This is a genomic window from Rhodopirellula sp. P2 (assembly GCF_028768465.1).
GTDB lineage: Bacteria > Planctomycetota > Planctomycetia > Pirellulales > Pirellulaceae > Rhodopirellula.
The window spans coordinates 2659760-2683403 of sequence record NZ_CP118225.1 but is presented as its reverse complement, the minus strand read 5'-3'; the positions used below and the strand labels follow the sequence as shown (position 1 = coordinate 2683403).

The 23644-nt window shown below is 58.8% G+C and carries 19 protein-coding genes; 4 read left to right on the top strand and 15 right to left on the bottom strand.

Annotation, left to right across the window (positions count from 1 at the left end; translation table 11 throughout):
* Positions 1 to 339 precede the first annotated feature (339 nt).
* Genes PSR62_RS09505 through PSR62_RS09485 form a run of 5 tightly spaced genes read right to left on the bottom strand, consistent with a single transcriptional unit; the run spans position 340 to position 6801 of the window.
* A complete protein-coding gene (locus PSR62_RS09505; protein WP_274408194.1) occupies positions 340 to 831 on the bottom strand; it encodes a hypothetical protein in 492 nt (163 codons plus the stop codon).
* Positions 832 to 833: 2 nt separating this feature from the next.
* Positions 834 to 1994, bottom strand: a complete 1161-nt coding sequence (locus PSR62_RS09500) for a hypothetical protein (RefSeq protein WP_274407534.1) — start codon at positions 1992 to 1994, stop codon at positions 834 to 836.
* 18 nt (positions 1995 to 2012) lie between these two features.
* Entirely contained in the window at positions 2013 to 2402 is a 390-nt protein-coding gene (locus PSR62_RS09495) for a DNA-directed RNA polymerase subunit alpha C-terminal domain-containing protein (protein ID WP_274407533.1), read from the bottom strand.
* Between the two features lie 27 nt (positions 2403 to 2429).
* A complete protein-coding gene (locus PSR62_RS09490) occupies positions 2430 to 3218 on the bottom strand; it encodes a lipoate--protein ligase family protein (protein ID WP_274407532.1) in 789 nt (262 codons plus the stop codon).
* Positions 3199 to 6801: an FtsX-like permease family protein gene (locus PSR62_RS09485; protein ID WP_274407531.1), complete on the bottom strand. Its 3603-nt coding sequence runs from the start codon at positions 6799 to 6801 to the stop codon at positions 3199 to 3201. The genes PSR62_RS09490 and PSR62_RS09485 overlap by 20 nt, the downstream gene beginning before the upstream one ends.
* 159 nt (positions 6802 to 6960) lie before the next feature.
* Here PSR62_RS09485 and PSR62_RS09480 point away from each other — a divergent pair, with 159 nt between their 5' ends.
* Positions 6961 to 8925 carry a TolC family protein gene (locus PSR62_RS09480; RefSeq protein WP_274407530.1) on the top strand — a complete coding sequence of 655 codons (1965 nt, stop codon included), beginning with the start codon at positions 6961 to 6963 and terminating at the stop codon, positions 8923 to 8925.
* Positions 8926 to 11510: 2585 nt separating this feature from the next.
* On the opposite strand, the gene PSR62_RS09475 is transcribed toward PSR62_RS09480, so the two are convergent.
* From PSR62_RS09475 to aroF, 10 genes are all read right to left on the bottom strand, one after another.
* Complete coding sequence (locus tag PSR62_RS09475; protein WP_274407529.1) at positions 11511 to 12290, bottom strand: SDR family NAD(P)-dependent oxidoreductase; 780 nt, start codon at positions 12288 to 12290, stop codon at positions 11511 to 11513.
* A 69-nt stretch (positions 12291 to 12359) separates the two neighbouring features.
* A complete protein-coding gene (locus PSR62_RS09470; RefSeq protein WP_274407528.1) occupies positions 12360 to 12719 on the bottom strand; it encodes a hypothetical protein in 360 nt (119 codons plus the stop codon).
* 7 nt (positions 12720 to 12726) lie between these two features.
* On the bottom strand, positions 12727 to 14382 hold the full coding sequence (locus PSR62_RS09465; RefSeq protein ID WP_274407527.1) for a putative manganese-dependent inorganic diphosphatase: 1656 nt from the start codon (positions 14380 to 14382) through the stop codon (positions 12727 to 12729).
* Positions 14383 to 14759: 377 nt separating this feature from the next.
* The gene (locus PSR62_RS09460) at positions 14760 to 15311 is read right to left on the bottom strand and encodes a flavoprotein (protein WP_274407526.1); all 552 of its coding nucleotides are present in this window, start codon (positions 15309 to 15311) and stop codon (positions 14760 to 14762) included.
* A complete protein-coding gene (locus PSR62_RS09455) occupies positions 15311 to 15583 on the bottom strand; it encodes a DNA-directed RNA polymerase subunit omega (protein ID WP_047815018.1) in 273 nt (90 codons plus the stop codon). Before PSR62_RS09455 ends, PSR62_RS09460 begins: the two co-directional genes overlap by 1 nt.
* Positions 15568 to 16197, bottom strand: a complete 630-nt coding sequence (gene gmk, locus PSR62_RS09450) for a guanylate kinase (RefSeq protein WP_274407525.1) — start codon at positions 16195 to 16197, stop codon at positions 15568 to 15570. The genes PSR62_RS09455 and gmk overlap by 16 nt, the downstream gene beginning before the upstream one ends.
* 8 nt (positions 16198 to 16205) lie before the next feature.
* A complete protein-coding gene (locus PSR62_RS09445; protein ID WP_338020186.1) occupies positions 16206 to 17168 on the bottom strand; it encodes a YicC/YloC family endoribonuclease in 963 nt (320 codons plus the stop codon).
* A gap of 74 nt (positions 17169 to 17242) precedes the next feature.
* The gene (gene secG, locus PSR62_RS09440) at positions 17243 to 17836 is read right to left on the bottom strand and encodes a preprotein translocase subunit SecG (protein WP_274407523.1); all 594 of its coding nucleotides are present in this window, start codon (positions 17834 to 17836) and stop codon (positions 17243 to 17245) included.
* A 52-nt stretch (positions 17837 to 17888) separates the two neighbouring features.
* Entirely contained in the window at positions 17889 to 18653 is a 765-nt protein-coding gene (gene tpiA, locus PSR62_RS09435; protein WP_274407522.1) for a triose-phosphate isomerase, read from the bottom strand.
* Entirely contained in the window at positions 18650 to 19717 is a 1068-nt protein-coding gene (gene aroF / locus PSR62_RS09430) for a 3-deoxy-7-phosphoheptulonate synthase (RefSeq protein ID WP_274407521.1), read from the bottom strand. The genes tpiA and aroF overlap by 4 nt, the downstream gene beginning before the upstream one ends.
* Before the next feature lie 132 nt (positions 19718 to 19849).
* Here aroF and PSR62_RS09425 point away from each other — a divergent pair, with 132 nt between their 5' ends.
* From PSR62_RS09425 to PSR62_RS09415, 3 genes are all read left to right on the top strand, one after another.
* The gene (locus PSR62_RS09425) at positions 19850 to 20014 is read left to right on the top strand and encodes a hypothetical protein (RefSeq protein WP_274407520.1); all 165 of its coding nucleotides are present in this window, start codon (positions 19850 to 19852) and stop codon (positions 20012 to 20014) included.
* Between the two features lie 187 nt (positions 20015 to 20201).
* Entirely contained in the window at positions 20202 to 20768 is a 567-nt protein-coding gene (locus tag PSR62_RS09420) for an RNA polymerase sigma factor (RefSeq protein ID WP_274407519.1), read from the top strand.
* Positions 20769 to 20817: 49 nt separating this feature from the next.
* Positions 20818 to 23439: a YfbK domain-containing protein gene (locus PSR62_RS09415; RefSeq protein ID WP_274407518.1), complete on the top strand. Its 2622-nt coding sequence runs from the start codon at positions 20818 to 20820 to the stop codon at positions 23437 to 23439.
* Positions 23440 to 23644: the final 205 nt, after the last annotated feature.

The following is a 23644-nucleotide window of genomic DNA, read 5'->3' as shown; positions in this document are numbered from 1 at the left end:
TCGTTATCCCTGAGCTGACGCTCAGGGCTACACCATGCCGCCACTTCGTGGCTGGATCAGCCAGGGGGCGCCTCATTTCCCCACGGCGGGAAGGTGGCTGGCACCTTACGCACCTGGCACCTTACGCACCTAGTCCGGAACGGACGACATGTTGTCGCCACGGGTGCCAACCCGTGGATCGAATGGCAAAACCGTGCCACCAAGCCCTGCAGGGGCGACAGGCGTCGATTGCAAGGCACCTCCTGCCGTCCCTTCAGGACTCCCGACGCCGGGTTGTCTCGCTATCCCTGAGCTGGCGCTCAGGGCTACACCATTCCGCCACTTCGTGGCTGACACAGACTACGGCTGCGATCGGCGTCCGCGTAAACGCGAGATGACGGATGGCAACTTGGCTGCGAGCGAGCGACGCTGGGGCGGGTCGTGACGCTCCTCCAACACAGATGGCTCGACAACCAATTCTCGACTCGATTCCGGGCGGTGAGCGACCAAATAGAACGGCTGCTCCGCAACCACCTCACGCCCATCGGCCAGAAAGACTCGCACTCGAATCTTCCATTGAATTTGCATCAGGTGGCCCTGATAGCTCAGCGGCGACGCGGGCAAAACGCACTGGATCCCATTCCGCTCCTTCAACTGAATGTTCTGCAGATCGGAATGGTCGTAGCGTTGGAAATAATGGACACCGAGGTCCTCATCTCCCTTGCCTTCTGTGTGCCAGAGAACCGAAATCTCGACGCTCTCCAGTTCACTCAAATCAACCCGGCTGATCCGCCACCCCGCCTTGAGTTGACAACCAGCCGCGTAGGCCCCGTCGTCACGGCAGACCGACACATTCACCGCGGGCTGTCGGGAGGCGACATGAGCGGCGGATGGACGAGCAGCGGGAAACTTCGGCAGAACGATGGCCACGGACGGGACTCTCCAGAGACAAGCAGTCGCCACCTGACGACGTTGTTGGTTGCAGCAAAAGAGTGCATCACGTTTTCAGGCAGCTCGAACGACAATTGTTGCTCCCAGGGACCACGGGGGTCAACACGAACCGTCTTTTCCTGCCACAATTCTTGCCGCAACGCCACATGATGATCACTGCGAACGTCCGTGCCCTGGCGAAAAAACGATTCCTCTTCACAAACCAGCTCAATTTTCAACGATTTCAGCCGCATCTTGCCCATTTGGGAGACAAACAGCTCGTAGTGCCCACCGGGCTGCAACGGGTGATCACTGATCTCGACGACCGTCGCCCCCACCCCGGCAACCTTCCGCACCTCCTTCAAAAACACTCTCAGCGACCAGACCGCGATGCCGGAAAAGGGAACCATCAGCACGGCCAAAATCGGTCGCGGCAGTCCATACCACCAACCCGAGATCACGACCGCCAACAGCACCAAACACAGGCTATTCCAGCCCAACGCCAAGGCCGCCGAACCAAACACACTCATCCGCCCAGTCGAAATCGAAGCCAACCGAAAGCGAAGCCGTTCGCCCGGACTCTCGTTCAGAACCTGACGCCACGGGACCGTTGGCAATTCCGGAAAATCTTGAGCATCCAGTTCCGGTTCAAACGATTGCGAAGACTCTTCCGACGCGGATTCTCGCCCGGCCAACGAACGCGTCTCATCGATCGCCCGTTTGCGACTGGCGGAAATTCGCTCTTGGCTGAATCCAAGATGCAGCAAGCGGTACCCCAGCCCGATCACTCCCGATGCGATGGACACGACAGAAACAACCGCAACCACCCAGCGCCCCCATCTTCCGCCACCTTGGGTCAGATTGGACTCCAGAACTCGGCGGGCCTCTTCGGGGAGATCGATGCCAATGCGGGTCATCATCACGGATGACACGACCACCAGCGCGAGCACGAACACGCCCAGCAGAATCAGGCTCAAATAAAACGCCAATTCCCCCAGGACACCACGCAATGCCCCGGTTCGCGAACGGCGTCCCCGCTTCTTACTCCAGGGACGCAGCAGCGTTCTCGACCAGGATCGTCTCACCAAGGACTACCGACGCAATCAGATGGTGGCCGAAGCGGCCTGTCGGCCCGGACGATAAAACCCAAGTTGCTCCAGGGCATCGTAGACTTCTTCGAGAGTCTTTTCGCCGAAGTTGCTGATTTTCAGCAAACGTCGCGGTGTCGCGTTGAGCAGGTCACGGACCGTCAAAATACCGGTCTCTTCCAGACAGTTCGTCGTCCGAACGGTCAAACCCATTTCCGCGATGCTCAAATCGAGACGTTCACGGCGCAGACGGGCTTCTTCCTCAGCCTTGCTCAATGGAATGCGGGTCTTCATGAGAATCCTTTCACGAAAGGGTGCAATGGCGACAAAAATTGTGCAGATCGTCTTGTAAAGATAACCAATTCGTACGCCCTGACAATGCCAACGACTGGCAATCTTGAACACTCTTTCCACGGCCGCGACTCCCGCCAATCAACGCCGAGTGTGCCAGTCAGGCCTGCCATAACGCGTCCTCAACAATTCATCCGCGTGCTCTTCGATGGCCCCCACCGCAGTCGCGCCGGGGATTTGCGAGGCACCAAATTGCACCGCCATATCGGAAATCAGACGCGTCACATCGATCTCAATGTTGCCAACAAATTCCCGATGGCGTCGTTGCTGGCGGTACTCCGGTTGCCTCGGTGCAAAGTCCAAACACGACTCGATCAAATCCAAATCCGAACCGATCAAGATCGTCCCATGATAAAGCAGGTGATGTCGGGCCACACGCAAGCTGTTGCCGGAGAACTTTCGGTTTTCAAACGTCAAGTCGCAGATGCCTTTGCGTTCCGCAGCGGGCAGTTGACACTGAACCGCCGCGAGCACCCGCTGCATCACGTGATCATGGGCCACGTCAATCTTTCGGATCGATGTTTCATCCAGCAACCTCAGCACCACGCTGTACATCCAACATCCCGGACCGCCAACCACCGACGCCCCACCGGTGCAGCGACGCAGCACTTCGATCTGCCGCTCCTCGCACCAAGCCCGGTTCACTTCTTCGTTGATCTTCGAACTCCGCCCCAGGACAACGGTCGGGCGGTCGAACTGCCACATCCGCAAGGACTCGGTGTCGATCGTCGTGGTCTCGTCTCCCTCCACGATTTGGTCCGCCCACTGCAACATCGCTTCGTCGCGTGCCAGTTGGCGGCGACCGAACTGACGCGGGTCTTGCTCCGGCGAATTTTCGCGGGGCTCGTTCTTAAAGTTCAACAACTGCATTTTCGGCTCGCAACGATTCGATCAACGGCAGCGTCAAGACTTTCCAAACGGCCACCAAACCAGCCAACGTCCCAAACAACAAAATCGCCAACAAGATCCCCAAGGGCTCCGCGATTGGCATCTTGGTTCCCGTCAGCCAAGCGTACGGCAACACCGCCAACATCGCCGTCACCGCCCCACACCCGATTCCGATCGCCAGCAAGAACGTGTTTTCACCAAGCACCAACGCCGCCAGTCGTTGCCGTGTGAACCCCACCGCACGCATCACAGCCAGTTCGCCACGGCGTTCCAAAACACTCCGCAATTGAGCGACTGCCAAACCAATCGTTCCCAGCAACAATCCCAATGCGCCCAAACTTTGGAACGTTCGCAAGTAAGTGTTCTGGACGGCCAGCAACCCAGCCAACACTCGGTCAGCTCGCTGCACATCCATGCCGGCGTCGACAAGCCGCGATTCCAACACCTCCGCGATCTCATCCACCTCGTCCTCGCGGATCGTTCCGCCAGCCTGTGGTTCGGCTGATGAACCAGCACCGTTTTGCCTCGCGATCAAGAAGTACTGGTAGCCCGTCGAACTGGGAAAGATGCTCTCAAACGCGCGCTCACCCACAATCAGTTTGCCTTGCAGCACCGATCCCGCCAGCAATCCCACCACGCGAAAATGCACGTCGCCACGCCCGTAATCAAACGCCTTGACCTCACCGAGACCGCCACGCATCTGCAGGCTCCACATCGCGGTGTTTTGGTCGATCACAACCGGCACCGGATCCTCCAGCGTTCCAGTGGCCACGACGTTCAACATTTCCCAGGTCGCATCGGATGTCTCGCCCTGCATGCTGGCCCAACCGAACCCATCCAGTGAATCCTGCTCGGACACCCCAATGACGGTCGGCCGCATCGCTTGGTAGAGGTTGTTGCAGCTTGCGTCGTCCCCACCTTTCATCCGAAACGGAACCACACGAACGTCTTCGCTGCTGAACCGTTCTGCATCTCGTCCCAGCAATTCAGCACGCACATCGTCGGCACGCAAATCTTGATGAAGCGGTTGAGCCGTCTGCCCAATCAAATCAAATCCGCCGGTGCCTTCCCGAGTTGGTGACAAACGAAACACGCTGATCGACAGAATCAAGAACGCGGCCGTCGCAACCAATCCGATCGCAAGCGTGCTGCGAAGAGGACTGCGGCGCGCATTCGCCATCGCCAAGGAACCCAACGATCCGCCACCCAGTCCGGAAGTTCGCATCGCGTGGCCAGAACCGCTTGCCTCACCGCGCCGCCGAAGCGATCGGTGGACCCAAATCAGGATCGCCACCAACAACAACATCCCGGCTCCGACAAAACCGCCCGCCGCTTGCTGCCCGCCGCCCATCGCTCCCGCGATCGCAGCCACCAGTGCCAAAACCGTCAACCCGATCGCGACCCACATCGAACGCTGTCCACTGCTTCGCTTGCTGGCCTTGGCACCACCACTCAATGCCTGCGACGAGTTCATCGTGCGTCCGCCAACCAAAGCCGCCGGATTCAATCGCAACAGAAAACGCAGCGTCCAGGCGGCGGTGAACATGCACACCAACCACCCCAAGATGCCACCCAACGCGATCGACATCGGCGTTGCATGAAACTGCAAAAAAGGAACCGTCACCGCGCCCACCCACCACGACTTCAGCGCCCACAAAACCGCCCACGCATAGGCCACCCCGCCGGCGATTCCGATCAACGTTCCAATCGCGGCGGTCACGGCGGTTTCACCGAGCGCGAGCTTCATGACCCGCCGAGGTGTGAAGCCAACCGCCAGCAACGTGCCAAACTCACTGAGTCGCTGAATCACACCCAATCGCAACAGCAAAGCGATCAACATCATCGCCGCCAAGATCACGAAGAACGAAAGGGCCAAGAACAACCCATCAAACGGCGTCGTCCCCTTGGATGCGGCCAATTGTTCGGCTCGGATTGATCGCGGGGTCCACCCCAATTCACTCTGCACACTCCGCGTGGCGTCCAAGATCTTGGCTCGCAAGGCAGGCAGGTCGGCTGCCAAACTTGCATCGATTCGCAATCCAGTCGTCTGCCCGAACCGGCTGCCGAAGATGGTTTGCCCAACATCCAATGGCACGAACGCCTTGGGAGTCAGCCGTTGCTCGTTCCAATACGCATCGTCCTCCCGCTCGATCTTTCGATCCAACTGAAACGGCAGATCCCAATCACCGATTGAATCTTGATCGGTCACGCCAGGCACATCCGGCGTCAACGCAAGATCGTTGTAAGGAGTGATCGGCTCATCAAACTCCGCTTCGCGATTCCGCCGGTGAGGCTTGCTGGGAATGGTCAGCGGAACGATCTCGGTCACCACCGCATCAAACGATCGTTCGATCTCGCGGCCGTCTTCGACTTCCGGTTCGTAGAAAAACACTCGGACCTGGTCACCCACCTTGGCACCCAAACGCTCGGCCGTCCAATCATTCAAAACGATCGGCGTCTCACCCGAGTCCGTCGCCGGTGGTTGCTGGAACGAATAATCCAGCGACAACGTGGGGCCATCGTCCAACGCCGACAAGGTGCTGTACGGAACCGAGTGGGACTGTTCATTGACGACGACCTCGCCCGTTGCCGGATCAACCATTTCAATCGCATTGGCGAGGTAAGTCATCACCGGCGTGACCGTCCCCTCCGGCAACGCGTCCATCACCGCCTGGACCGCATCATCCTTCAGCAACAGGTTCTCACTGGTCAGGGAGACGTAATCGATGATGGGTTCGCCACCGTCTTCCCCGCCGCGTTGGATGTGTTGCAGATTCCAACCCAACGTTTCCAGCGACCAACTCACATCCTCCGCCGAAATTTCGCGGGTCAGAAAAATCGCGTTCGCTTGCCCTTCACGATCCAAGACATCTGCGATGACCTCCCGAGACGCGAACACCGTCTTGGGCGTGGCTTGGTTGGGCGACAGCGAAAACCGCCCCAGTCCGGTGTCTGGCACGATGGCGGCGACCTTCATGCGAGGCAAACCTTCGCTCTGAATTTCGCGACGTCCGAGTGGGCTGTCCGCCGGCACCGCCCCTTCGACCGGCAACCGCAAGGTGACTTGATCGCCCACGGCCACCTTCAGCTCTTCGGCGGCGGCTTGGTTCAGGACCACGCTTTGCTCGCCCGGCATCGCATCGGGCCGCATGCCGGTCACATCCAAGTTCCAAAACGAATCGTCGATCCCGAGCACCTGGACACCGCCGATCCTGCGCTGCCGATCGGAACCTTCGATGTCCGCCTCCACACTGCCGCCGGGAAACAAAATGACCGGCGTCGCAAACGAGTCTTTCTCGTCCGCCTCAACGGGCGTCCCCTCAAGTGACAACTCCGCGAGCGGAAAAAAGGCTCCGGGTGAAACGATCGATTCAATCTTCCCGAGCCGCTCGACGGTCAAGGATCTCAAACTGCCACGCATCGAGTCGCCGACCAACAAGGCTCCCGTGATCACCGCGGTCGCCGTCGCAACCCCCAGCGCCACCGCGACCGTCACAGCTTGACGATGACGAAGTGTCGACAGGATCAACGAGACCAAAGAAACGGATCGAGCGGGGGATGCCATTGGTTTCCGGGGGGGGGGGGGGGTGTCAACGGTCGTGACGAATGAACACGCATCGCGGTCCAAAGTGCCTGGCGTGTTCGCCTCGCGACGATAACACGACAGAGTTTGGTTTCGAGTGCGTTCAACAAGTTTGTAGGTTTCCCGACCGTCTGTCCACGCATGCCTTTGCAACGCCACCCGTCATCGCTGTGCGTCGACCATCGCTTTCGCGGTGGCTGGGCTAGCGTGCTGGCGTTTTCCAGCGTGGCACTCGCACTCACATTCTCGTCCCTGGGATGTCGCACCAACCGCCCCAGGCTGGATCAACACCTTGCGTCAGCAGCCCAACTGGGAGCTCCTTCCGCCCCCCAGGCGTCCCCTCGCACCGGTGACCAGGCCAGGAATGGCGGCTTCCCTCAGTCCCCCGCTCATCTCGGCGATTCCTTTGCCGGAAACCAGAACACGCGGCGACCAATGCGATTGGGCTCCGCCGATCACACTCGCCTGGCAAGCGTCTCCAACCAATCCGCCAGTGCATCACGGACACCGGTCGAGGCAGCGTCCTCCAAACAAACACTGAATCTCGGGCAGGCACCCGAGTTCTGGGACCTGACCGAAGCCGAGATGATCGCGTTGGCTTTGCAAAACAGCGATGTCATCCGGTCGCTGGGCGTGCGAGTACTCGAAGCACCGGCCTCGGTCACCACGGCGTACGACACCGCCATCCAAGCCTCCGACCCGATGTTTGGTCCACAAGCGGCTTTGGCAGAATTCGATAGCCAACTGAATGCCTCGCTGACCACCCAAAACAACGACCGCGTCTTCAACAACGCGACGCTGGGAGGGCAAGTTCAAGAGCTGGTCCAGGACTACGCTCAATTCCAATCCGGCTGGACCAAGCGAACCGCCTGGGGCACCCAGTGGGACCTGCAGTCGATTCAGCAGTACGACAGCAACAACCGGGCCGGCAACTCGTTCCCAAGCTACTGGGAAACGCAACTGGAACTGGGAGTCCGGCAACCATTGCTGCAAGGTGCGGGACAATCATTCAACCTGATCGCGGGCCCCAACGCGCGACCGGGACTGAATTTTTCAAACGGGATTTGGATCGCCCAGATCAACACTCAAATCAGCCAAGCGGATTTTGAGATCCAATTGCGTGACTACTTTCTCGAACTTTACACCGCCTACTGGCAACTTCAGCGACTCTATCATTCTTACGCCAGCATTTGCCAGGCTCGCGACCTTTCGCACGAGATCTGGCAAACGGTGCTGTCAAAGCAACAGTCCGGGCTGATGGGCGGCGAAGCCTACAAGGAAGCCCAAACCCGTGCTCAATACTATCGTTATCAACGCGAAGCCGAGATCGCACTGGGCGGCAGCGCTGGCGACACAGGCATTCGCAACGCGGAACGAACACTCCGGCGGATGATCGGCCTGCCCATCGCCGATGGCAGGTTGTTGAGACCAGCGGACGGCTTCACCACCGCCCCGTTTGAATTTGCAATCCAAGACAGCGTTGCCCGCGGGTTCCAGCACCGAACCGAACTCCGACGCCAACGTCTCCAAGTCCAGCAACAAAACCTGCGACTCGTCGCGGCCAAGAACTTCCTGCTCCCACGGTTGGACATGATCGGTCGCACCCGGGTGCGAGGCTTTGGCGATGACCTGACCGGCGAAGGACCGCGATTCGCCAGCGCCACTGACGACCTGTTTTCACTGGATCACACGGAATGGGAATTCGGGATTGAGATGGGCGTGGCCCCCCAACGTCGACAAGCCAAATCGGCTGTTCGCAACGCCACCCTGCAACTCCATCGCGAACGCTCCATCCTGGAAGAGCAACAGCACGCGGTGACCTATGAGATCCACGATGCGATTTCCAACAGCCAATCCAGTTTCGCTGCCCTGCAGAATTCACTCGCTCGCGTTCAAGCCGGCGAAGACCGCTTGGCATCTTCGCGAGCCCTCTACGACGCCGGAAAAATCCAGTTGGAATTCTTGATCGACGCTAGCGAGGAGCTCCTGCAATCCCAGCGGCAATTGCATGTTGACCAAACCAACTACAGCCTGTCGTTGGTCCAGATCAGCCGGGCGATGGGAACACTGCTGACGGACGTCGGCGTGCATTCCTACCGCCGCTGAGATCGGTCTCGGGGGCTTCCGAGCCGAGCAAAGGAAGCCGCCCGGTCCGGCGCAAGACTCGTCGCCGAACGATCCCCCGGTTCGCGTCGCCGTCGCCTGGAGTTTTCAAGTTACAATTTACAATTTCACTTTTTCAATCGTCCCCATTGCATCGCTCGCCACCTGTCGCCGCTCCGCGGCTTGTCGAGCGAGAGAGCGAGCCCGAGACCTCGGGTTGAAACCCGAGGCTGACAACTGCCACCGCTCCGCGGTTGTTCGATCATCCCGCCTCACTCAACCAGTCGCGGAGCGACGGCAGCCGAAAGCCTTGGTTTTTCACCCCAAGGTCACACGCCTACGACATACAACTCCTCAGTCGCGGAGCGACGACAGTTGCTTGCCGCACTGTCACCGAACGCCCCCCGGGTTTGAGCCCCCCTACGAAGGGCTTCCAAGCCCGTCGAAATGGAAGCCCGACGCGTCAGCGAGGCCCATGCGGCATGCCCGATGCCGGCCCCATCCGGGGCGAGGCTCGTCGCCGAACGATCCCCCGATTCGCGTCGTCGTCGCCTGGAGTTTTCAATTTACAATTTACAATTTCACTTTTTCAATCGTCCCCATCGCATCGCTCGCCACCTGTCGCCGCTCCGCGGCTTGTCGAGCGAGAGGGTGACATCCAAGACCTCGGGTTAAAAACCCGAGGCTGGCAACTGCCACCGCTCCGCGGTTGTTCGATCACCCGCCCCACTCAACCAGTCGCGGAGCGACGACAGCCGAAAGCCTTGGGTTTTCAACCCAAGGTCACACGCCCACGACATACAACTCCTCAGTCGCGGAGCGACGACAGTTGTTTGCCGCACTGTCACCGAACGCCCCCCGGGTTTGAGCCCCCCTACGAAGGGCTTCCAAGCCCGTCGAAATGGAAGCCCGACGCGTCAGCGAGGCCCATGCGGCATGCCCGATGCCGGCCCCATCCGGGGCGAGGCTCGCCGTCGAACGATTCCCCGGTTCGCGTCGCCGTCGTGGTCCGGAGTTTTCAATTTACAATTTTACTTTTTCAATCGAGCCCCCATCGCATCGCTCGCCACCTGTCGCCGCTCCGCGGCTTGTCGAGCGAGAGGGTGAGCCCGAGACCTCGGGTTGAAAACCCGAGGCTGGCCACTGTCACCGCTCCGCGGTTGTTCGATCATCCCGCCCCACTCAACCAGTCGCGGAGCGACGGCAGCCGAAAGCCTTGGGGTTTCAACCCAAGGTCACACGCCCACGACATACAACTCCTCAGTCGCGGAGCGACGACAGTTGCTTGCCGCACTGTCACCGAACGCCCCCCGGGTTTGAGCCCCCCTACGAAGGGCTTCCAAGCCCGTCGAAATGGAAGCCCGACGCGTCAGCGAGGCCCATGCGGCATGCCCGATGCCGGCCCCATCCGGGGCGAGGCTCGTCGCCGAACGATCCCCCGATTCGCGTCGTCGTCGCCTGGAGTTTTCAATTTACAATTTACAATTTCACTTTTTCAATCGTCCCCATCGCATCGCTCGCCACCTGTCGCCGCTCCGCGGCTTGTCGAGCGAGAGGGTGACATCCAAGACCTCGGGTTAAAAACCCGAGGCTGGCAACTGCCACCGCTCCGCGGTTGTTCGATCACCCGCCCCACTCAACCAGTCGCGGAGCGACGACAGCCGAAAGCCTTGGGTTTTCAACCCAAGGTCACACGCCCACGACATACAACTCCTCAGTCGCGGAGCGACGACAGTTGTTTGCCGCACTGTCACCGAACGCCCCCCGGGTTTGAGCCCCCCTACGAAGGGCTTCCAAGCCCGTCGAAATGGAAGCCCGACGCGTCAGCGAGGCCCATGCGGCATGCCCGATGCCGGCCCCATCCGGGGCGAGGCTCGCCGTCGAACGATTCCCCGGTTCGCGTCGCCGTCGTGGTCCGGAGTTTTCAATTTACAATTTTACTTTTTCAATCGAGCCCCCATCGCATCGCTCGCCACCTGTCGCCGCTCCGCGGCTTGTCGAGCGAGAGGGTGAGCCCGAGACCTCGGGTTGAAAACCCGAGGCTGGCCACTGTCACCGCTCCGCGGTTGTTCGATCATCCCGCCCCACTCAACCAGTCGCGGAGCGACGGCAGCCGAAAGCCTTGGGGTTTCAACCCAAGGTCACACGCCCACGACATACAACTCCTCAGTCGCGGAGCGACGACAGTTGCTTGCCGCACTGTCACCGAACGCCCCCCGGGTTTGAGCCCCCCTACGAAGGCCTTCCGAGCCCGTCGAAATGGAAGCCCGACGCGTCGGCGAGGCCCATGCGGCATGCCCGATGCCGGCCCCATCCGGGGCGAGGCTCGCCGTCGAACGATCCCCCGATTCGCGTCGTCGTCGTCGTCCGGAGTTTTCAATTTACAATTTCACTTTTTCAATCGAGCCCCCATCGCATCGCTCGCCACCTGTCGCCGCTCCGCGGCTTGTCGAGCGAGAGGGTGAGGCCCAAGACCTCGGGTTGAAAACCCGAGGCTGACAACTGTCACCGCTCCGCGGTTGTTCGATCATCCCGCCCCACTCAACCAGTCGCGGAGCGACGGCAGCCGAAAGCCTTGGGGTTTCGAGTCAGCGGGCCGTCCAACCTCCATCGACCGTCAGCATGCTGCCCGTCATGTAGCTCGACGCGTCGCTGGCGAGGAAGATTGCCGCCCCTTGGATCTCTTGCATTTCTCCCCAGCGTTCCAGGGCCGTTGCCCCAACAATGAATTTCTTGGCCTCTTCTGACTCAGCGATCGGCACGTTCATCGGGGTTAGAAACGGCCCGGGACAAATCGCATTGACGGTCACGTTGTGGGGCGCCAATTCCAAACCCAACGCACGCGTCATCTGCACCACCGCCCCCTTGCTGGATGCATAGGGTGTCCGGTTGGCCAACCCCACCAACCCAAGTGTGCTGGCCAGGTTGATGATCCGACCGGCACCGCTGGACTTCATCACCTGACTGGCGTGTTTGCAGCACAACCACATGCCGTCGACGTTCGTTGCCTGAACCTGCCGGAACTGTTCGAGCGTCAGCTCATCAATGGAACCTCGCACGTTGATGCCGGCACTGTTGATCAGCACATCCAAGCCCGAGAATTGATCGACGCATCGCTGCACCATCTCAACGACATCGCTTTCGACGGTCACATCTGCGCCGATGCCGATCGCTTCCACAGGGTATTCCTCCGCGATCCTTTGAGCCGCCTCAGACGCCTGCTGTTCGTTGCGACTGACCAAACAAACGTTGGCCCCCGCGGAGGCAAGCCCCGCCGCCATCGCTTCGCCCAGACCCTTGGAACCTCCGGTGACGAGCGCGGACCGACCGGACAAATCAAAGAGCTTCACACCGGGCCATCGAGCCATCTTGAGCCTCGCAACAAAGGAAAGTGGAACTTGTGCTGGAACATCACGCCAACAATCGCATCCGTCAACTCACGCGATCGCAATGCGACCACCAATGTACCCAGCAAACAAACTGATCAGTGAATAGAAACCCGCCAGACCGATCACGAGCCCCACCGGAGTGTCCAACCCCAAGCCTTGAAGAAACGCCGCCACAGCAAACGATGCGAGCACCATGCCTGCGAATACCGACGCGAGGAAGCACCAAAACATCGTTGACAGAAGCCCCAGCACCATGCCTTCGAGGGTTCCTGATGCGGCTCTCCCGGCCAACGGCCCGATGGTCACTGGACAGAGTGCCACCCAGAACACCATGTGAAATCGAACCAATGCGAAAACAATCGCAGCCCACGTCAACGCCAAGATCAAATGGGCGATGCGAAACTGCATGACGGGCTCACGTGGGTTCGGGTGAATGCTCCAGCAGACTGCTGATCAGCGGTAACAATTGTTTTTTGCGACTGACGACGTTGTCCAATTTATACAATCGATCCTCGAGCTGAGGGTAATTGATCTCCTCCCAACCATCGGGCTCGCTGCTCATCAGCAACAAACTCCCGTTGCTCGAAATATCCGTCACCAACAAAGCCGAAAACTCCAGCCCCTGCTCTTCAGAGAGACGGACCAACGCCTGACTCAATTCGGCCTGCCGTTCCCAAAACAGATCCAAACCAATTTCTTCAATTTGCGAAATCGAGAATCGACGCCCGTTCTCTTCGAATTGCTTGCAGTCTTCACGAACCACTTTGTCCGGCGTGCAAGATCGAAGCGCCGAACCAATTTCGAAGAACTCATTGGCGTAGTCAGCCAATTCCACCGTGCAGAATTCCTGCAGCCAAGCCAACAGATCGCGATCGACATCGGTGGTGGTCGGTGATCGCAAATACAACGTGTCGCTGATGATTCCCGAAGCCATGCACAGCGCCATCCCGGGTTCCGGCTTCAAACCTTCTTGTCGAAACATGCGTGCCACCAGGGTGCACGTCGATCCAACCGGATCCATGATGAACCGGATCGGCCCGGTGGATTTCAATGAACCGCCAAGCCGGTGATGATCCAGCACTTCCACGATGTCAGAATCCTCTGCCCCCTCGACCGCCTGTCCGATTTCGTTGTGATCGACCAGCACCAACTGAGGCCGGGGCGGGTGAACCATGTCCGACTTGCTCAGCACCCCAATCAGTTTCTGATTGTCGACCACCGGAAAGACCGTTTGTGCCGAGCGGTAGATTTGCTGCTTGGCCGCGGCAACCGGCAGCTTCGCCGAAAGCGCTAGAAAGTCACGCGTGATGACCTCTTCAATCAACTGAGCGGCTTTGATCCGCATCGTCGTCGTGGCTGTGTCAAAGGGGCTGTTGATGACCGTCACGCCACGCCCGCGAGCAAGCTCCATCAACCCGCTGGACAACTGATAACCGCCGGTCACCACCAACCCACGCACTCCCATCTCGAGCGCGGGCAACTGAATCGTCGGACGGTCACCACTGACCACCAGCAACCGATCGGAGGGGAACTGCTTCATCCGCTCACAGAATCCGCCCGCACTCATCGCGCCCACGGTCAGGATCATGTCCTCGTTGAGGCCGGAATCCACGGAGTGCTGGTACGATCCGCCCAACACCGAAACCACTTTGTCGAGGTTCGTGTGAACTTCACGCGAACGGTAGGGGTCCACGCCGCCCTGAAAAACCAGTTCCAACAGATCCAGCAACGTGACCAATCCGATCAATTGATCGTTGTCGTCCAACACGGGAATGGCCCGCAGCTCATGCTCGTCCATTCGTTCGTAGACTTCGTAAAACACATCCGATGTGCGTGCCACCACCACATCTCGATTGCAGATGTCCTCCAGCTCCGGCCGAACATCCATGATGATTTTAGGAGCCGCCAGCTTCGCTTTTCGCAACGCGAATTCGGTCCGCTGATTGGGCGGACCGCAGCAAGCCGCAACCGCATCGGGACGAGTCGTTCGGCGAAGAAAATCAGCGTAGGCCAAAGCACTGCAGATCGCATCCGTGTCCGGATTGCGGTGACCAAAAACGTGGACCGTCATGAAAGCTATTCAATAACTCGATGGTGAAACGCGAGACGCAGTGCAACTCGCCTGGGAAATCCCAAGCCAGAGACAATCATTGAACCGTTGGAACGCCGGAAACTCCAGTCTCACTTTTGATCCGTGGCGATCGTTTTGCGAAAATGGTTGCCGCTTCCGGGAGGATTCAGCTGTTTAGAAAAGATCGGTTCTCGAGGAAACGAGCATTCAATCCTAGTCGCTCTCCTCCACCAGAATTGTGCCAAAGATCTGGTTCGCGATGTCATTGCCAAAACTCTCTGCAACCGATTTCATGAGTGACGGATTGTCGCATGAATCGAGAGCTCACGATTTCGGGATCACAGACCCGGGTTCTCGAAGAACTGGGTTGACCGATTTCAGCAGTGATCTTTCAGCACCGACTCCAACGCCAGCAAAAGATCAACTGGTTCGCTCATTCGACCGGTGCCTTTGACACGGCAACTCAGCCAACCGTCTTCCGGGCCGACCAAATGACAACCGTCCTCCCGAAGCGTCTGCACGTTCCGCTGAACGGCGCGGTGGCTCCACATCGGATCGCTCATCGCGGGTGCCAGCAACACAGGGCTGGTGTTTTGCAGATACAGGGTGCTGATCAGATCAGCCGCCATCCCCTGGGCAAACTGGGCCAAGAGATTCGCTGTCGCCGGCGCCACGATCATCGCGTCGATTCCCCGTGTCAGCTCAATGTGGCTGCCCAGCGGGAAACGGGGGTCGAACACATCGTGAACGACCGGGCGACCAGAGAGCGCCGCCAAAGTGGCGTCGCCGATGAATTCGGTCGCCGCCCGCGAGGTGACGACCTGGACCTGATAACCGGCCTGAGCCAATTTACTGCACAGGTCGGCCGCTTTGTACGCAGCGATTCCGCCTCCAATCGTCAACAGAATTCGCTGCGGCTTGGGTTCCATTACAAGTCCGACGGATCCAGCTCAGGTGCTTCGCTGGCGGCCACAATGGCATCGAGATCGCCGACCGTTTCGATTTCGTTTTCCATGTTCAGGAAAATTTTGTCTTGCACGATCTCTTGCAGCACAATCGACATTTTGTCGTGTGTGTCCACGCTGACCAACGCACGGCTGCCCTGGTTGAGCTGGACGAGTCGTTTTTGGATCAGGGTGCTGAGTTTGAAACGGCCACCGATCTTGTTGACGATTTCTTCTTCTTTCAGTTCTTCGAGCACGGCGTCGTTTTCCTTTGATCCAGTAAGATCTGGCAAATTTCGGTGACAGCATTGTCAACCGATTCATTGATGATTTCGTATTGATAGCGGCTCATGCATTGCATCTCAGCCGCCGCGGTTTCCAGTCGAGCAATCAAGGCAGATTCTGATTCAGTGCCACGATTTCGCAACCGTCGCTCCAACTCTTCCATGCTGCCAGGATGCACAAAGATCGTCACGGGGCGATAATGCGGATCATCCAGGACCGCCATCGCACCTTGCACATCAATCTCTAAAATTACCCATTTCCCGGCATTCAGGCCAGTGGCAACTTGATCTTTCAGGGTCCCGTACCACTGTCCCAGGCTGAAAACCTGCTTGCATTCCACAAAGTCGTCCGTCTTTCGACGACGCTCGAATTCTTCGTGGGACAGGAAAAAGTAGTCCCTGCCGTGGATTTCTCCCGGACGTGGCTCGCGAGTCGTCGCGGAAACACTGAGTTGCAACGGCACGTCGCAGCGTTTCATCAATTCCTTGACAACAGTCGATTTTCCCGCGCCGCTGGGACCGGAGACAATGACCAACCTCCCCGGATGGGTGGTTTCGTCGGCGTGTTGGTTGGCTGGATCGTTCATACCGACGGCTACTCCAGATTCTGCACGAGTTCACGCATGCGTTCGATCGCGCACTTGATCTCCACCACATGCTCGGCGATTTCCGCGTCCCCGGCTTTGCTGCCGATGGTGTTGGTTTCGCGATTGAGTTCTTGAATGATGAAATCAAGCTTCCTGCCAACCGCTTCACCGCGACTGGCCGAATCCCCGGCGGTGGCATTGGCCGCGTCCGAATCGGAGTCACCGACCAAAACGGCTCGCATCAGCCCCAAGTGACTGCCCAAACGGGTCAGTTCCTCGCTGATGTCCGAACGATCTGCAAACAACTGGACTTCGCGAATCAAATCCACCGGGTCGCCCACCGACAATCCGTTGTCCGCCAACGCCTTCTCAATGCGTTCGCGAAGCCGTTCTTGGTAACGAGCGACCACCTGTGGACTGCGTTTGGCGATCTCCTCGCAGCGTGTCTGGATCAGCGTCATGTCTTGCTCGATCGATTCGGCCATCGCAATGGCCTCGTCGGATCGCATCTGTTTGAACCGATCCAACGCCGATCCAACGCTTTCCTGAATCAACACCCACTTGGCGATTGAAGCTTCCGTGTCTTCTGACTGCCCCTGCGAAGTGGCGGAAGGCGATTCCAACACACCTGGCATCTGCATCAGATGTGCCAAATCAATGTTCGTGGAAGTCACCGCATCGCCCATTGCCAACGAATCCGCCACCTGAGCCAATTGCTCCGCGTAGGACCGCACCGCCTCCGTGTTGATGCGAGGCAAATCGGCCCCGGGCGGGGGCGTGAAGCGAACCTGGACGGTCACGCTGCCGCGATGCAAGTGCTGACGCACCAAGGATTCGATCTTCGGTTCAAACTCCGACACCAAATCACTGGTGCGAAGGATGATTTTCAGGCCGCGATTGTTGACCGAGCGGATCTCGGTGACGACCGAACCAGCGGAACCAGACGTTTCGCCTCGACCTTGGCCGGTCATGCTGCGCAGCGACGGGTAAGGCGACCCGCCCTGCGGCGAAGAGAGATTTGCTTGCGTGCTGAGGGACGCCTGCGTCACGGAGTTTCCTCGTCCGAAGTGGTTTCGGCGTCGGTCGACTCAGCTTCTTCGACAGCGGCATCGGCCTCTGCAGCAGCTTCCTCAACGGCCTCGGTTTCAACAGCGGCTTCGATTTCGGCCACTTCGGCATCGCCTGAGGACAAACTTCCGATCGAACCGACTCCCGCGGCGACCTCTCCATCGTCGCCGGTTGGCACAACCAAACCACTGGTGATGTCTTCAACATCGTCGCCAGGTCCGGACCCAATCTGCGATTCGTTGGTGTCCGCAACCGAGGGGGCGTGGGCGCCCAATTGGTACATCGCAAACGCACAAACCAAAGCCCAAACCGCGGCGGTGCCAACGGTGATGACGGTGAACGTGTCACCAGCCTTGCTGCCGAATGCCGACTGACCGCCGGGACCTCCCAGGGCTCCGGTCAAACCGCCGCCTTTGCCGCGTTGGATCAAGATCAACAGGATCAAGAACACCGACAAAAACGCCATCAACCAACCCAAAACGACACTCATGAACGAGGCCAAGGGCAGGGTGGGGATCAGGTGATTGACCAACGACGCGGGTTGGAGCAAAGAATCGAAAGCGAAACTCACGGCGAACAATCCGTTGAAATGGAAAGGTTGTGGGAATGAAAACAGAGTCGGATCAGGCGGAGGGAGCTGCTTGAATGATTCCAGCGAAATCATCCACTTTCAAGCTCGCACCACCGACAAGAGCCCCGTCGATGTTGGGTTGGGACAACAATTCTTCCGCGTTGCCCGGTTTCACACTGCCACCGTACTGAATTCGGATTTGTTCGGCGACTTCGGTCGAGAACATTTTTCCCAAAAGGCCACGAATGAAGGCGTGAACGGCCTCCGCTTGCTCTTTGCTGGCCGTTTTGCCGGTCCCGATCGCCCAAACAGGCTCGTAAGCGACGACGATGCTGGCAGCACGTGCCTCGTCCAAGCCTTCCAAGGATCCGCGAATTTGCGTTTCGATGACCGATTCGGTGTCATCGGCCTCGCGTTGTTCCAACGTTTCGCCCACGCACACGATCGGAACCAAGTTGCCAGCCAAGGCGGCGTGCAGCTTTTTCGCGACGCAAGCGTCGGTTTCGCCCATCAGTTGGCGACGCTCGCTGTGACCCAAGATCACAAATCGGCAACCAACGTCGGTCAACATCGACGCGTTGACTTCGCCTGTGAAGGCACCGTCTTCGGCGGCGTACAGGTTCTGAGCGCCCAGTTCGACGGGAGTCCCGGCGACGGCATCCGCCACACTGCTCAGGTACAGCGACGGGGGGCACAAAACGACTTCCACTGCGGGCGACTTGCCAACCGCGTCGACAATGCCTTTCGCAAGCGACGCGCCGGACTCGGCACGCATGTTCATTTTCCAGTTACCAGCAATCAGGATGCGACGACTCACGCGAGGGCCTCGGTTGGCGGGGTGTTGTTAGTGGTTGAATTCGGAAGGGGCGAAATCGTTTTGCCAAGCAGGTTGGCCATGGCGGCCATCTTCTCGACGATCTCGTTGTATTGTTCAGGCAACAAGGCTTGCGCCCCATCGCTTTTGGCTTCTTCGGGACAGTCATGGACTTCGATGTGCACGCCGTCGGCACCCGCGGCCAATCCCGCCAAGGCACACGGCGGAATCAAGTCAGGTCGGCCCGTCGCGTGCGACGGATCGACAATGATCGGCAGGTGCGTCAGCCCTTGGACGACTGGCACAGCAGCGACGTCATACAGGTTGCGAGTGGAGGGATCAAAGCTCTTGATACCACGTTCGCACAGGACCACGTTGGGATTGCCCTGCGACAGCACGTACTCGGCGCTCATCAACAAGTCTTGGATCGTGGCGGCCATCCCGCGTTTGAGCAAAACGGGGCGTTCCGATTTCCCAACCTCGGTCAGCAACACAAAGTTCTGCATGTTGCGGGCACCGACCTGCAGCATGTCCGAGTACTCCGCCACCAACTCCACGTTTCGCGGGTCGGTGATTTCGGTCACGACAGGCACGCCAAACGCATCGCCCACTTCCCGCAGGATCTTCAGGCCGGCTTCGCCAAGACCTTGAAACGCGTAGGGGCTGGTCCGCGGCTTGTAAGCTCCCCCGCGAAACAGGTTGGCACCCGATTTCACGACGCTCTCGCCGATCCGCATCATCCGGTCGCGATCTTCGACGCTGCACGGCCCAGCGATCATGGCCAGGTTGCCTCCACCGATCTTCACTCCCGACACGTCGATGACGCTGGATTCAGGGTGAGCTTCTCGGGAGGCCAATTTATAAGGGGGCAAAACAGGAACGACTTGTTGCACGCCGGGGATGGATTGAAGCTGTTGTTCGGTGGTCAGACTCTCGTCGCCAATCATGCCGATGATCGTGCGATACGTCCCGCGGCTGAGGTGCGTTTGGAACCCCATCGCCTCGACCTTTTGGATCACATGGTCGATCTGATCGTCGGTCGCGCCGTTTTTCAGAATCAATATCACGACAAAATCCGCGAGATGGCCGGTGGGCGGGGAAGCAGGCTGCTAAAAGAGACCGCACACCATAGCAGTCGACCCGCCAAATCGTCGAGAGGAGCTGTTTTTCGAGGGATGAGGGGACCGGGAAACCTGACAATGGCGAAGATTGAAAAGGTCAAATTGACAATTGCAAATTTGAAATTCGGTGAACTCCCTCTGGGCGAACGTTGGGTAGATCAGCACGGCAGCAACAACTGGCCGCCAAAACGCCGAATCCTTGGCCTCCCAACCAAAATTTTACAATTTCAAATTGTCAATTGAACTTTTTCAATCTCCACCGGCAAATGACCAAGCCAAGTAGGCCGTACCGGAGCAACGCGGAGTGACGGCACCCCTGAATCTTCCCAATCTTTTTCTGCCATCCTCCTAAGAAACCCGCCCCCCACTCGTTGAGTCCTTGGAGGCGGCATGGTTCGCCTCCCTTTTCTTCCTCTCGCAATGAACCGCCATGAGTCACCCGGCCTCCACCTCCGCGGCCGAGGACCTCGTCGATCCAGAAGCGTCTGAACCGGATTCCTCCGGGCCTCGGACTGCCGAGTGGATCGCTGAGGTCGTCGACCAGTTCCAGCGTCCTTTGTTGGCCTACGCCACCGGGATGCTGGCGGATCGCACCGCCGCTCAAGACGCCGTGCAAGAAACGTTTTTGCAATTGTGTCGCAAACGGCCCGACGACTTGGTCGACCGCTTGGCCCCCTGGCTGTTCACCGTCTGCCGCTCACGAGTGATTGACATGCAACGCAAACGATCCCCTGACCGACTGGATCCTGACGCCGTCGCCGTCATCGATCCCGCCCCGCGCCCCGACGCGGTGGCCCAAGACCACGAGGCCCACGAGCAAATCGCGGCTTCGATTGAAACGCTCTCGCCCCGACAACGCGAAGTCATCCAGCTTCGAATGCAGGCTGGACTGAGTTACCGAGAAATCGCTGACGTCACCGGCATGACCGTCAGCAACGTCGGCTTTCATCTTCATCAAGCCGTCAAGTCGCTTCGCGATGGTCTGGCCGTCACCTGAAGCCTGACCACTTCTTCCAATTCATTCTTCCGTCATCGGATCATCCATCATGTCCAACTCATCCACTTCTCCTCCGTGGGACGACCCTCGCGTCACGGCATTCGTCCTGGGCGAACTGCCTGAGAACGAAGCCGCTCAGTTCACCGAAGAGATGAACGCCAACCCAGAACTCGCCACCGCCGTCGAGGAAGCTCGCGCGGTCACCGAGCAAGTCGAGTCGTTCTTTCACTCCGCGGCGGTCCCACCACTGGAATCCAACCGCGTCGAAAGCATCGTTCGCGAAAGCGAAACGGCTCCAGCCGACGAAGCTCCAGTCTCCGCCGGCTCAGCGGCTGGCACCGCCTGGTTCCAATCCCGATGGGTCCAACTTGCGGTCGCGGCAAGCATTGTTGGCATCCTGGCTGGGCTTTCAGTTCCAGCGGTGCACACCGCCCGCGAAACGGCTTCTCACCAACACCCAGCAGTTGGAACAAGTGCCGCCGATCAATCTGGTCCGGAACGATTGGACACGATGGTGATGAATGACGAGATGCAAGTCGAAGATGTTGAGATGGTTTACCAACCATTCGACCGTTCCGCTGCCAAATCAATGCCAGCGGAAACGAAGGCCGAGGGCGAGTCCTTTGGCTTGCAGGCAGCCAGCCGTGTCTCAGGAATATCGTCTGCCGCCGAAGTCACTGCATCGGATGCAAGTCCCCAAGAGGTTGCTGAATTCTCGCTTCCTTCGGCGAATGAGTGGGAATCGTTGTCTAGAAGGAGGGCCAAGCGAGCTGATGATCCAATGATGGGAATGGGCGGCATGGACATGGAGATGGCTGGCCCGGCAATGGAAGGCATGGGCATGATGGGCGGCGGAATGGGAGGGGACTCGATGGATGGCGTTGCGAATCCTCGCTTCGTTCGTGAAAGTGGCTCCCTGATTGCCGAGGCTCCCGCCTCGCCCGTTGCACCCAAGGATGGGGCGCTGCCAGCTCCCAACGAACCCTCGGCTGGCAAACCAATGACGGCTGACTTTGGATTCACGCCAGTTCCTTCTTCCGCACCCAACCAACCAGCCAGCGACCGAGTTGCCTTGCAAGTGCTTGGACGCAGTGTCTCAGAGAGTGAACAGGAAGAATTGACGCGAGGACGTGCTGGTGGATTGCCAGGCATGGGTGTGCCACCCACGCCCGATGGCGAAGGCCAGGGCCCCGGCATGTCGGGTGACAAATTCGAACCGATCACGGAAAACGAATTCCGACGCGTGACCGAGCATCCGCTCAGCACGTTTTCCATCGACGTTGACACCGCCAGCTACGCGAAAGTCCGCAGCTACCTTCAACGAGGCCAACTGCCACGTCCCGACTCGGTCCGCATCGAAGAACTGATCAACTACTTCGATTACCAGTACACGCCCCCATCGGCTGAAGATCCCGTTCCGTTCTCTTCCGCAATGGCGGTCGCCTCCTGCCCATGGAATGAAAACAATCGGTTGGTGCGAGTTGGCATCCAAGCCAAAGACATCGACCGCAAAGAACGCCCGCGTTGCAACTTGGTGTTCTTGATCGACACCAGCGGATCGATGAAGCGTCCCAACAAATTGCCGTTGGTCATCGAAGGCATGAAGGTGCTGCTCGAACAACTGAAAAACAAAGATCGTGTGGCGATCGTGGTCTACGCGGGCTCTTCGGGATTGGTCCTCGACTCAACCCCGGTCAAGCAAAAACAGAAGATCGTCCGCGCCCTGTCGGCTCTCTCCGCCGGTGGCAGCACCAATGGTGGTGCCGGTTTGCAACTCGCTTACCAAACCGCCCGAGAGAACTTCATCGAGGACGGCGTGAACCGAGTCATCCTGTGCAGCGATGGTGACTTCAACGTCGGCATGACGGGCACCGATCAATTGGTGGCCGAAGCGACTCGCCAATCCAAATCGGGCACCGAACTGACCGTGCTGGGATTCGGCATGGGCAACCATAACGACGCGATGATGGAACGCATCTCCAACTCCGGCGCAGGCAACTACGCTTTCGTCGACACCATTGCCGAAGCCAAAAAGGTCCTCGCGGATCAAGTCGCCGGAACGCTGTTCACGGTCGCCAAAGACGTGAAGATCCAAATTGAGTTCAATCCCGCGGTCGTCTCGGCCTACCGATTGATTGGTTACGAAAACCGGATTTTGTCAAAGGAAGACTTTAACGACGACAAGGTCGACGCTGGTGAAATCGGAGCAGGGCACCGCGTGACGGCTCTGTACGAGATCGCTCCGGTCGGCAAGCTTCCTGACTCCATTGCACCCGATGTCGATCCGCTGAAGTATCAACCCAGTGGCGATGCGGATGCCGAGGAAGCAGCTCAACCTCAAGACCCAGAGACCTTCGACAATTCAGCGACCAAGGAGATCCTAACGCTGAAGATTCGCCACAAGCCACCACAAGGCGACGTCAGCGAGAAGCTCGCGTTTCCGCTGGCCAACGAGAGCGAGCCTTTTGAGAAGGCCGATGCGGACTTCCAGTTCGCAGCCGCAGTCGCCGGTTTTGGGATGCAACTTCGCAACAGCACCCACGCGGGGACCTGGACAATGGACGACGTGATCGCCACCGCGACGGATGCCAAGGGCGATGACGAACACGGCCTCCGAGCCGAGTTCCTGGAACTGGCACGAACCGCGAAACGTTTGATCATCAACGACTGATCACTCGCCACGAACCTGTCGCTCGGTGGTCCCCCACCGAGAAATGATTGGCAGATTTTCAAAGCGAATCTTCAGTGGGTTCCCGCGACACGAACCTCCCTTGAGACGAAGATATCGTGTGTTTTCTTAAGTGCCGTACTGCCAGGCGTTTACCATCACCCTCCCCCTGGGAGGGTCGAGCGAAGCGAGGGGAGGGTGCAGCAAA